Below are 12,153 nucleotides of genomic sequence, written 5' to 3'. Positions count from 1 at the left end.
TTGTTGAAGCTACTTTATGCTGGCATATTGAACGCCTCGAATAAATGGACAATGCCCATTCACAATTGGAGCCTTTGTCTATCTCAGTTAGCGATTTATTTTGAAGGACGTTTAGACAGCGTGCTAGAAATTTAAACTTAACCTGACACAGAATTTCGAACGCCCTCAAGTTCAACTTTTCTTGGTATTGCCCAAGGCGAATCGATGCAGGATGTCGGTATTTTTGATGGCGATATGATTATCGTAGATCGCTATGAAACAGCCCGTCATGGCGATGTCATTGTTGCCAATTTCAATGGTGAGTTTGTCTGCAAAATTTTAGACATTCATCACCGTCTGCTACTGTCATCTAATCAAAAGTTTCATCCAGTCACCATTCATGAATATGATGATTTTAGTATAGAGGGAGTTGTTACCCGCTCTATCCGTTGTCATCGACCAAGCCCGTTATTGGTAGTGAAATAAATGTTTGCCCTGGTTGATGCCAATAGCTTCTATTGCAGCGCTGAACAGGTCTTTCGTCCAGACTGGCGTGGTAAACCCATCGTTGTGTTGAGTAATAACGATGGTTGTATCATAGCGGGTAATCGACAAGCAAAAGAGACTGGTATCGGAAAGTATTTACTACTTTCAAGTCAAAGAATTATGCGCGAAGCGTGGGGCATGGTGTGCTCGTCTAACAATGAGCTCTACACAGACTTATTACGCAAGATGATGAATATCGTTGATTATTTTACTTTTGAGCAACATGTTTACTCTAATGATGTGTACTGTCATTGTTATTCTTGGCCACTTAAGTACTAAGTAGAGATTGCAAATTCTATCGTTTATCTCAAAAGTAGCTCGCTTGATGATGTAAAAAACGAATAAGCATTAACTTTAGTCAAACACAATTCAACCGAACTACAATGAAAACAACTGGATATATATTCGCCCGATTAAGGGCGGCAATAAGAAAGTGGTGACCCATGAAGGATTCGAACCTTCGACCTACGGCTTAGCTTACCACTACAGTTTTCACTGCCACTTCAAATACAGTTCTCACTGTCACTTTAAAGTTTTGTGGTCTGGACTATCCCTTCACCATTGCATTCGCTTTAGGTGGATGCCGTCTAGTCTCTACACCTTCCTTAATTCCTTAAGGCTTGGCTCGGGATTGCCATCAGCATTACCTGAAAGGTTTCCCCGAATTTGACATCTTACATTCATAATCTTTCGAAAATGAAGCTCCTCATTCATGACGATATACGTCAAGCTTAAAGGCCGTTGCTCTATCCGGCTGAGCTAATGGGTCATAATATATTTTATCTAATAGTTACCTGCCGAAAGTAACTATTATTTAGTATTAGGTAACATTACCTACGCTCCAGGCCTTGCTCACTCACTCACTCACCTAAAAGGTAACTATTTAGGGGGTCATTCGTGCTCTATCCAACTGAGCTACGGGCGCATGGAACAAATTTTATAAATCCTGCCTAGCATTGAACAAGTGCTAACTTGTTCTGTCATAATAATCTAATTAATGACCTTGAATCTTGCACATTTATCACTTGATTTACAAGCAACAATGTTAAATTTGGTCGGTGATAGAGGATTCGAACCTCTGACCCTCTGCTCCCAAAGCAGATGCGCTACCGGGCTGCGCTAATCACCGGAATTTCTTACACAAATCTTGTTTAGTATTTTAAGCAATGCGAGGGTAACCCCCTGCTCCACCCTTTCAAAGGGCTGTGATACGCTAGCAAACTGCGCTAATCACATAAATTTTTTCTTAAAGTGTTAATACTGCATAAGCATTAGCGCCTTGAGAACGGAGCGCATATTAACGAGTCACCCCGCTATCGTCAATGGTTTTTTTAAAGGATTAGTTCTATATGACTATTTATACAGCAACCGCCACTGTTCCCCCCTGATTATCACTCTGACGCAAATAGAATATTCGCACTATCTACCATGACAGCCCACCGCGCCCCTGTTAGAATGTCGCCCGATTTCACTATGCTTGATTTCCCTGTTCAAATAGGGAAATGCACTGATGCCGCTAATACCTTACAAGTAAACTTGGGTACTCATAGGTGTCAGCTGCCTTTTTCTCGCCATTTTTAAGGATCCAAAGCCATGACAGCACAACTCATTGATGGCAAAGCGATAGCGCAAACTATCCGCTCTACATTAAAACAAAAAGTCGCCGCACGCATTGAAGCGGGTAAGCGTGCACCTGGCCTTGCGGTTATTTTAGTTGGCGTGGACCCTGCCTCGCAAATTTATGTTGGCAGTAAACGCCGTGCCTGTGAGGAAGTCGGTTTTGAATCACGTTCTTTCGATTTAGACATCAATACCAGCGAAGCCGATTTACTTGCCCTTATTGATCAATGTAACCAAGACTCAAGCATAGACGGTATTCTAGTCCAGCTGCCATTACCTGAACATATCGATGATTCAAAGGTCATTGAGCGTATTCGCCCCGATAAAGATGTTGATGGTTTTCATCCTTATAATGTTGGCCGCTTAGCCCAGCGCATTCCCGTGCTACGTCCTTGCACTCCCCTTGGCATCATGACCTTAATCAAATCCACCGGAATTGATACCTACGGCTTAGATGCCACGATTGTTGGCGCCTCAAACATTGTTGGCCGCCCTATGACCTTAGAGCTATTACTGGCAGGATGCACCACAACGACTTGTCACCGATTCACCAAAAATCTCGAGCAAAAAGTTCGCCAAGCAGATTTACTGGTTGTGGCTGTAGGTAAACCTGGGTTTATTCCCGGTGAATGGATAAAACCTGGCGCCATCGTGATTGATGTAGGTATTAACCGCCTCGAGAATGGCCGTTTAGTGGGTGATGTGGAGTTTGATGCAGCGTCACGGCACGCAGGCTTTATTACCCCAGTCCCTGGCGGTGTCGGTCCTATGACGATTGCCTGTTTACTTGAAAATACTTTATATGCCGCTGAAACTTATCACGATGTGAACTAACTCATTTTAGAGTTTTTAACTTAGTTGTTGTATGTAGACAATAAATATAAAAATGCCTGCAAAGTTGCAGGCATTTTTATTAGGTCTTAAAGTCTACTTCTTTTTCCAGGTGGTGCCATTTTCACCATCTTCAAGCACTACACCTAATTGATTTAGGCGATCTCGCGCCACATCGGCCGCCGCCCAGTCTTTGTCGGTGCGAGCACGGTTACGCTCAACAATCAGCGCTTCAATCTCAGCCACTTCATCATCGCTACCGCTGCCTTTAAAGAAAGTATCGATATCTTGGCTAACAATTCCCAGTACATCGGCAAGCTGCTTCATGCTCACTCCAAGGGCAGATGCTGCGGCCATGTCAGTGGTCTTTAAGCGGTTAATTTCACGCACCATATCAAACAACACTGAATAGGCTTCTGGGGTATTAAAATCATCATTCATGGCAGATTTAAACTTAGCCACATACTCATCGGCTGGCGCTGCAGTTACAGTTAAATCTAAATCTTTAAATGCTGTGTACAAACGCTCAAGCGCTGAGCGTGCCTGCTTTAAGTTCTCTTCAGAGTAGTTAAGCTGACTGCGATAATGCCCAGATAACAAGAAGTAACGCACAGTTTGCGCATCATAATGCTTAAGCACATCTCTGATGGTGAAGAAATTATCTAACGACTTAGACATTTTTTCACGGTCAACCATCACCATACCGGTGTGCATCCAGTAATTCACATAAGGGGTGTCATGGGCGCAGCAAGACTGAGCGATTTCATTTTCATGGTGGGGAAACTGTAAATCAGAGCCGCCGCCATGAATGTCAAAATGGGTGCCTAAGTGCTTACTGTTCATCGCTGAACATTCAATGTGCCAACCAGGACGACCCGGTCCCCATGGTGACTCCCACGTTGGCTCGCCAGGTTTTGACATTTTCCACAGCACAAAATCCATCGGATCGCGCTTGCTGTTATCCACTTCAACTCGAGCACCGGCTTTTAACTGCTCGACATTTTGTCCCGATAAACGACCATATTCTGGATAAGATGACACGCTAAATAATACATCGCCATTAGGCGCCACATAGGCGTGTTCACGGTCAATCAAGCGCTGTACGATTTCGATAATCTCTTCGATATGCAGTGTGGCTCTGGGTTCAAAATCTGGACGGATCATGTTCAGCGCATCAAAATCTTGATGCATATCACCAATTAAACGCTCAGTTAGGCTATCGCAGGATTCATTGTTTTCAGCGGCGCGCTTAATGATCTTGTCATCTACATCAGTAATATTGCGCTGAAAATTCACTTCGTAGCCGATATAACGTAAATAACGCACTATCATGTCAAAGGAGACGAAGGTACGGCCATGGCCGATATGACACAGGTCATAAATAGTCACGCCACAGACATACATACCGATTTTTCCGGCATTGATAGGTTTAAACTCTTGCTTCTCGCGGCTCATGCTATTGTAAATCTTCAACATTGATAGTTCTCTTTACGCTAAAATTTAAAGGCACACTTTTTGCTGAGTCTAGCATGATGTACGCCGTTTTGAACACCGCACTTTAAGCCACAGTTAAGATAAGTTAGAATCGCGCCACAGAAATTACTCTCAGTTATTATTTAGGTTATTACTCATGATCACTTTACACACTAGCGCTGGCGACATCACTCTACAACTTAACAACGAAAAAGCCCCAAACACTGCGGCTAACTTCACTAAATACGTTGAAGAGGGTTTCTTTGATGGCACCATTTTTCACCGCGTTATCGATGGTTTCATGATCCAAGGTGGCGGGTTCACTGAAGACATGACCCAAAAAACCCCAGGTGCTGCAATTAAAAATGAAGCTAATAACGGTTTATCTAACCGTAAAGGGACAGTGGCTATGGCAAGAACCTCAGATCCACATTCAGCCACAGCCCAGTTCTTCATCAATGTCGGTGATAACACTTTCTTAGACTTTAAAGCTGAGAACAGCCAAGGTTGGGGTTATTGCGTATTTGGTGAAGTGATTGAAGGCCTTGATGTTGTTGAGCAAATCAAATCTGTTGCTACCGGTAACCGCGGCATGCACCAAGATGTGCCATTAGAAGCTATCGTTATCAATAGCGTCAGCGTTAAGGCATAAGTCTTTGACACAGGCAGTGATGACTCAGGCTATTAATTCATCGATAGAGCAGCACACTGCCTTTGTGGGCGATCTGCATTTAAGTGCCGATCGCCCCGATATCAGCCACGCTTTTTTAGATTTTCTTAACCATGGTCTAGATAATGTCGAGGCGCTGTACGTCCTTGGTGACTTGTTTGAAGTTTGGATGGGCGATGATATTGCAGAGCCCTTCAGTTTAGAGATAGCACGTGCACTGCAACAAGTATCCCAGCGAATGCCCGTGTATTTCACCCAAGGTAACCGTGATTTTCTCCTAGGCAAGCATTTTTGCCAACTAGCAGGCATGACCCCCTTAGCTGATGTCCACCGCACAACACTTTATGGAATTAGTACTGTTATTCTGCACGGTGATAGCCTGTGTACCTTAGATGAAGCCTATCAAAAGTTTCGCCGTTTTCGCTCTATTAAACTGGTTCGCTGGCTGTACACCCATTTGCCTAAACCCCAACGCTTAAAAATCGCGCAAAACATCCGCAACAAGAGCAAACAAGATAACCAGTATAAGAGTACTGAAATCATGGACGTTGAGCCACAAGCGGTCGATGCACTGCTTGAGCAAACTCAATCAACCCGAATGATCCACGGCCACACCCATAGACCTGCGATTCATCAGCTTGCCAACAACAAACAACGACTGGTGGTCGGCGATTGGTATGAACAAGGCAGCATACTACGCATCGGACCATCCCTATGCGAACTGAGCTCACTGCCACTTTAGCCCAAGTTACTTTAGCGTAAACCGCTATCAGCCCAATCTGTTACAGTTCTACTTCTATAAATTCCATGAATTGTTTGTGCATAGCATCATTAAGTCGATCGTTGGCTAACAGTGTTTGCCAGCCAACTTTGATCTAATGTATTAGTATTACAGATTGCTGGTCTCTTTTAAGGCCACTTCTGAACCTGAAGCTTCTGTGTTTGTATTAGCAATGTAGCTGTCGATGACTTGCTCAAGTAAATCTAAGGGCATGGCACCATTTTTAAGCACAGCATCATGAAACTCGCCAATATCAAATTTATCCCCCAGTTTATCCATGGCTTTTTGGCGTAATGCTAAAATTTTAAGCATGCCGACTTTATAAGCTGTGGCTTGACCTGGCATCACAATATAACGCTCAATTTCAGCCACCACGTCTCGCTCAGGCATACCGGTATGGCTCGCCATATACTCTATGGCTTCTTCCCGTGTCCAGCGTTTGTGATGTATGCCGGTATCAACCACTAACCGCACCGCACGAAAGAGTTCTGCACTCAGTCTGCCAATATTATCTTCAGGTTTTGACTGAAAACCTTGCTCAAAGGCCACTTGTTCGGCATAGAGCGCCCAGCCTTCACTGTACGCTGTAAATGGTGCGAAGCGGCGAATGAGTGGCATCCCCTCAAGCTCCATGGCGATGGCGACTTGGAAGTGATGCCCTGGGATCCCTTCATGATAAGCCAAGGTGCGCATGCCAAATTTGGGGGTGGTTTTCACATCATAAAGATTGGCAAAAAAACGTCCTGGACGACTGCCATCAAGGGCTGGCGGTTGATAATAAGCACCCGGTGAGGTTTTTTCTTTAAACTCAGGAATACGCACCACTTCCATGCCCGCTTCTGGACGTATATTGAAAGCACTTGTTAGACCTTTATCGATTTCATCTAAAATAGTTTGATAATCAATAAGAATTTGCGCACGCCCGGCATCTGAATCCTCATAATAAAACTCAGGTTTAGCCGAAAAAGTCTCCATAGCTGCCAAATAGCCAGAGTCAATATCGACACCCTGCTGCTTAAAAATAGTCAGCATTTCAGCTTGGATGCGGTCCACCTCCAGTAAGCCTAAATTATGTATGTATTCAGGGCTGTAATCTGTGGTGGTAAAGAGTTTTAAGGCAAATTTATAAGCCTCTGCCCCTTGAGGTAGGCGCCAGTAGCCATCATCAGTTCCCGCCTTAGTTTTAAGGTCATCAAAATAGTCAATCAGCAGGCCGTAGGCTGGGTAAATTTGCTCATTAATGGCGATTTCAGTTTGCGACAACAAGCTTTGGCGCTGTGCTTGGTTTATACCTTCAGACTCATTAAGTTTTTTATCCAATGAAGCATAGAGAATATTCTCAAGTGGCGGGGTGGCCACAAAGGCGCGCATCTCATCTAGCACACGTTCAATTACAAATAACGGAGGAATAATGCCTTTCTCCTCCCGCAGTTTAAGGCCAACGAGCTGCTGGGTGAATTTACGCTCAAGTTCGCCTAAGCGAGACAAATAGTTTTCGGCATCCTCAACACTGTGCACTTGGTGTGAGGATTCCATAAAGCTTGGAAATTGATTCTGAATACCAAAAAGTTGATTGGCAGGATACGTATGGTATTGGAACACCTCGGCCTTCTCAGCCATATTCAGCAGATACATGGCGACATTTTTAGTCATCAATTGCTCTTGAGATAGGCTTGCATCACTGTACTGTTCAAGACCTTCACGGATCTGCTTTAAATGAGCAAACATCTCTTCGGTTCGCTCAGGTGCTTCATCATCAAGATGGGCATTATGGCCTGTTATACCGACCGACTCTAAAAAGCCCAGTGAAGTCAGGGTTTCTGGATCGCTAAAAGCCATTTTAACCATTTCCCTGTCTAAATAAGCCCTAAACATAAAAGGTTTTTCCGCATACCATTCATGGGCTGCAAACCCCGCTGTGACAGACGCAAGCCCCAGCGTACCTGCGCCAATCCATTTAAGCGTTTTCTTAAACATGTTTCATCCTTAATATCATCAGAGGTAAGCCATACCGCTTATTGAGCCGTAAAGACGATATTAAGTTCAATGACTTACAATCGCCACCTGCAGGTTATAACAATAATTTAACATCAACAAAAAGTCTCTAGTAACAAAATGTAATGGCATCGGCCACGGGCATCTTGATGGAATAACATAAAAAAATCCCTTAGAGACGCATGCCTCTAAGGGAGATATTGATGAATATGAAAAGTGGCTGGCTAAATCCAGTTAACGCCTGAAATCCATTAACGACTAAGCAAGCTTGTTATCTCGCTCGGGATGACAATGCCGTGATAATCATAACACGGCATTGAGCTCACTCTCGCTGCCCCTAAAAGCTATAGGCCGCGCTTAAGCGCACATCGCGACCTGCAGCAGGAATGCCATCAGACAAGAAAGGCGTCACTTGTACATTGGTGATGTTTTTAAGCATCAATCTCAGTGTCAATCCACTCAAAGAGCCTTGCGGCTCATACGCCAGCGTAGCGTGCTGCAAGAAATAATTATCACTGGGTAATTCACTATTAAATAAGTCCTCGCTAGGCACCTTATCTTGCGCATCATACCAAGCCCCTTGCCATGCCAATGACAATTCGTCAGTCAGGTAATAACCTAAGCGTAATTTGATATCAAGCGGCGCAATATTGGCTAAATACTCATCATCACCTTGGCTGTCTCTCAAGCTGCCATTATGAGTGCCTTCTTGCCAAGATGCGGCCAGATCGCTAAAGAAACGTGCAACACGATACTGGGCCTCAATGTCCACACCGTGCATTTTATATCCATCCAGATTGGTATAATTTGACTGCAATGGCAGTGATTTATCTGAATTTTCTCCTCGTCGCTGAGCAATATCATTTTCGCCGTGATTAGCAAATAGGGTAACTTGGGTCGCCAGTCGATCTTGGGCGGCGAAAAGGTCACTAAATGATGATGTTAATCCCAGTTTATAAGCATGTAGCCGTTCAAGCTCTACTTCTGGACTGGTTGCTGTAATACTGGCCTTGGCGTATTGGACGGCATAGATTTCATCCACGACTGGCGCCATTAAACTGTAGGCATAATCAAAACTAAGTTGATGGTTTGTCGATAACCGATATTCAAGTCCAAATCGCGGTGACCAGCCACTGTGGTGAGTCGCACTGTAATCATGGCCAGCGGCGAGATCGTTATAATCTGATGCTAAATTTTCTCGGCCCACACTGTAGATATAATCGTACCTCAGCGAAGGTTTGATGGTCAGCTCATCGGTGAGGCTTATCCTATCTTGGATATACGCGGCATAAGTATCTTGGCGACCACTTGGCTGATAATAAGGCGTGTATAAGCCAAAGTTTTTCTCTGCCTTTTTCTCATAACTTTTATTAAACACTAAAGAGTTACGATCTAGACTGCGGTACTGTAGCCCTGTGGTTAGCTCGTGATTGCCAAAACGACTCAGGTTATTGATATCGACAAAGTCACGTTTATATTCCAGCCAAGATTCATGGCCAAAACTGCCCACTGAGACAAACATTTTTTCCCATGCAATATCAGGGCGGACCCAATGACGGTCATTGCTCGAATGAGAAACAGCCACTTGAGTATCAATCAGCGGGTTACTGGGAGAATAGCGATAGTTGGCTGACCAAGTGTTTTCTTTATAGGTATTATCAGATGTGGTGGCGTATAGGGCTTGCTCGTAAGAGCCGTATTTCTTAATGTTGTAATCTGAAATTGCCGGCATAGCGCCACGACGATTAGCCCAAGGTTTACGGCCTTCATCAAGGTAGTGAGTAAAACTTAATGCCAGTTGATGGTCGCCCTGCTCGAAATCTAATTTCCCGAGATAGTTTTGCTGCTCAAAACCTGAATAAGCGTAAGCCTCACCAGTTGCAAGTTCAGCATTACCGGCGTCTTTCCCCGTGATATGCACTAAAGCCGATAGCTCAGGGCTAATTTTAGCGTAGCTAGTAGCGGTGTAACCTTTTGTCTGATTATTGCTGGCATAAGTGGCTTTGACTCTGGCACCAAAGCTTTGGTCGTGTTTGAGAAAATCATCAGCTGACTTAGTGGCCGCGTAAATTGCGCCACCAAAGCCGCCGTTACCCGAGCGCACATCGTGAGCCCCTTTAATCACTTCCACTTGCTTGAGTAAATCAGGGTCGATAAAGAATGAACCGTAGCGATATTGCTCAAAGCCCACGGGCGCATTATCCACATAGACATTTAAGTCTTCTGTCTCGCCAAAGCCCCAAATGTTTATCCGCTCGCCACCACTGCGGCTACCGCCATCAATATGTGCCCCCGCCATATCATCAATCACTTCAGCAAAACTGGTCGCCTGCATTTCCTCAAGCTGACTCATGGTAATTAGGGCTTCTCCGGCAGTCACGATTGCCACAGGACGGCGATGCTGAACACCATTAACCTCAATAACTTCAATGCCTGTCACTTTGGGGACACCGAGGACATCAGTTGCGAATGCTTGGTAAGGCGCGCTGGCAAAGATACACGCCAATGCAAGGCTGACAGTACTTAACTTATGTTTATGGTTGAAGGGAATAACCTGTTGACTCATATAGCTGGTCCTTATATTACGCCACATCAGTGCTGACACTGACCGTCTTTAGCGCCAAACCATAAGCCGGATCTTCAGTCCAAGGCTTGGGCACTACATCAAAAGAAGTCGGCATTATAAAGATCACAACCAATAATGAGAACCATTATCAATTAAATAGTATGTAAAGATTGACCATAAAAAATCCCTTAGCGGCGTAAACCACTAAGGGATATTATGTTTAAAGCCGTTTCACTCAATGGTGAGTAAGCGGCAAACTAACCTAATTGCATCATCATTTTGCGGCTCTTAACCAAGGCTCTAAATTGCTCTAAAGACTTGTTTGGCAAAGTTGATGCTTCTGGAATATCCACTTTCATCACATCAACAGGGCGGCCATTGACGTGGAATTCATAATGAAGGTGCGGTCCGGTTGAACGTCCCGTATTACCAGACAATGCAATAACTTGACCCCGAGTGACTCGTTGGCCCTTACGCACTAAAAATTTTGAAAGATGTAAATAACGGGTACGCACCTTGTTATCGTGCTCTATGACTATGTAGTTGCCCGCATATCTGTGCTTAGTGACTAAAGTCACCACTCCATCACCAGGAGCGACGACCTTTGTGCCTATTGGTGTCGCAAAGTCGGTACCATTATGTGGCGATACTCTGCCGGTCACAGGGTTTTTACGTTTAGGGTTAAAGCGTGATGTTAGGCGCACCTTTTTAGTCAGAGGAATGCGCTGAAATGCCTTGGCTAAGCCTGAGCCTTCTTCATCATAATAATTACCATCCACATGCTGAAATGCGGTGATATTGCGGCGACCATTGTTAATTTCAATGCCTTCTAAACGGCTACTGCCAGTGGCTTCGCCTTGAACAAATTGATCATTGATCAATAAAGAGAAGGTATCTCCAGCGCGTAAATCTCGAGAAAAATTCAATTTATTTTGCAGTAACGATTCAACCTTTTGGATTTCAGCAGCACTTAAACCAACGCGCTTGGCTGATAGGTAAAATGAGCCATTGATCTCACCGCTAACCACACGATTTTGCCACACACCTTCGCGGATCACTTCCTCAGCATTAAAGCTGCCATCTTCAAAACGAGTGAATACTACTTGATGAGCTGGATTAAAATATAACTCTAGTTTTGTCAATTCAGCGTTTTTATCTTGCCAAAATTGAATACGGTTACCGGGTAATAAAGTATCAAAGGCAAGTACGCTGTAATCCGCTTCTAATACCTTATACATGGTTTTTTGATCTATGCCCGCTTGTTCAAACAATTTGCTTAAAGTATCACCGCGCTCAATGATGTGTTCAAATAAAGGCTGGCGATTAGCGGTTGCTTTAATAACTGGACCGCTGCTGAGTTCAGGCAACAAAGATTCAATGTCTAATGCAACAGGAATACGTTCAGGTGAAAAGGCTTGTTCAGATGGCCATAGCAGGGCTGCACCCATGAAGAAAACGCTGGCCATTAATACTTTTTTGTGAAAATTCGGCAAGTTTTGCAAACTTGCTCTTGGCAAGTTTAGCGCCATAAGTCTCTCTGTTAGCAATGTCTAATCCACCTATTATTTTTTTTATTGATGATATTGTTAGTACATTTGCACTACATAAAAAAATTTCCTGCTCTTTTATATCAAAAAAAAGCCTTAACACAAACTAAATTTATCTTAATCTAGCCTGTGCTAGTTCACATTT

At 44.0% G+C, this 12,153-nt stretch carries 8 protein-coding genes, 1 tRNA gene and 1 pseudogene; 5 read left to right on the top strand and 5 right to left on the bottom strand.

Annotated elements, in window-relative coordinates; translation table 11 throughout:
• Window positions 1-168: 168 nt before the first annotated feature.
• A pseudogene (locus H5073_RS13380) lies at window positions 169-465 on the top strand (LexA family protein); the annotation flags it as partial.
• The gene (locus H5073_RS13375; protein WP_182680064.1) at window positions 466-804 is read left to right on the top strand and encodes a hypothetical protein; all 339 of its coding nucleotides are present in this window, start codon (window positions 466-468) and stop codon (window positions 802-804) included.
• A gap of 773 nt (window positions 805-1,577) precedes the next feature.
• Here the strand turns inward: H5073_RS13375 and H5073_RS13370 are convergent.
• A tRNA-Pro gene (locus H5073_RS13370) sits at window positions 1,578-1,654 on the bottom strand.
• A gap of 464 nt (window positions 1,655-2,118) precedes the next feature.
• Here H5073_RS13370 and folD point away from each other — a divergent pair.
• Window positions 2,119-2,979: a bifunctional methylenetetrahydrofolate dehydrogenase/methenyltetrahydrofolate cyclohydrolase FolD gene (gene folD / locus H5073_RS13365; protein WP_182680063.1), complete on the top strand. Its 861-nt coding sequence runs from the start codon at window positions 2,119-2,121 to the stop codon at window positions 2,977-2,979.
• Between the two features lie 93 nt (window positions 2,980-3,072).
• On the opposite strand, the gene cysS is transcribed toward folD, so the two are convergent.
• On the bottom strand, window positions 3,073-4,452 hold the full coding sequence (gene cysS / locus H5073_RS13360) for a cysteine--tRNA ligase (RefSeq protein ID WP_182680062.1): 1,380 nt from the start codon (window positions 4,450-4,452) through the stop codon (window positions 3,073-3,075).
• A gap of 154 nt (window positions 4,453-4,606) precedes the next feature.
• On the opposite strand from cysS, the gene H5073_RS13355 reads away from it, so the two are divergent.
• On the top strand, window positions 4,607-5,101 hold the full coding sequence (locus H5073_RS13355; protein WP_182680061.1) for a peptidylprolyl isomerase: 495 nt from the start codon (window positions 4,607-4,609) through the stop codon (window positions 5,099-5,101).
• 19 nt (window positions 5,102-5,120) lie between these two features.
• The gene (locus tag H5073_RS13350; RefSeq protein ID WP_182680067.1) at window positions 5,121-5,861 is read left to right on the top strand and encodes a UDP-2,3-diacylglucosamine diphosphatase; all 741 of its coding nucleotides are present in this window, start codon (window positions 5,121-5,123) and stop codon (window positions 5,859-5,861) included.
• A gap of 147 nt (window positions 5,862-6,008) precedes the next feature.
• Here H5073_RS13350 and H5073_RS13345 read toward each other — a convergent pair whose 3' ends face one another.
• From H5073_RS13345 to H5073_RS13335, 3 genes are all read right to left on the bottom strand, one after another.
• Entirely contained in the window at window positions 6,009-7,877 is a 1,869-nt protein-coding gene (locus tag H5073_RS13345; RefSeq protein WP_182680060.1) for a DUF885 family protein, read from the bottom strand.
• 355 nt (window positions 7,878-8,232) lie between these two features.
• Window positions 8,233-10,461, bottom strand: coding sequence for a TonB-dependent receptor domain-containing protein (locus H5073_RS13340; protein ID WP_182680059.1), 2,229 nt, complete (start codon window positions 10,459-10,461; stop codon window positions 8,233-8,235).
• 257 nt (window positions 10,462-10,718) lie between these two features.
• Window positions 10,719-12,008, bottom strand: coding sequence for a peptidoglycan DD-metalloendopeptidase family protein (locus H5073_RS13335; RefSeq protein ID WP_404948400.1), 1,290 nt, complete (start codon window positions 12,006-12,008; stop codon window positions 10,719-10,721).
• Window positions 12,009-12,153 lie beyond the last annotated feature (145 nt).

Origin of the sequence: Shewanella sp. SR44-3 (genome assembly GCF_014163735.1) — a bacterium.
Taxonomy (GTDB): Bacteria; Pseudomonadota; Gammaproteobacteria; order Enterobacterales; family Shewanellaceae; genus Shewanella.
This window is presented reverse-complemented; position numbering and strand designations above follow the sequence as displayed.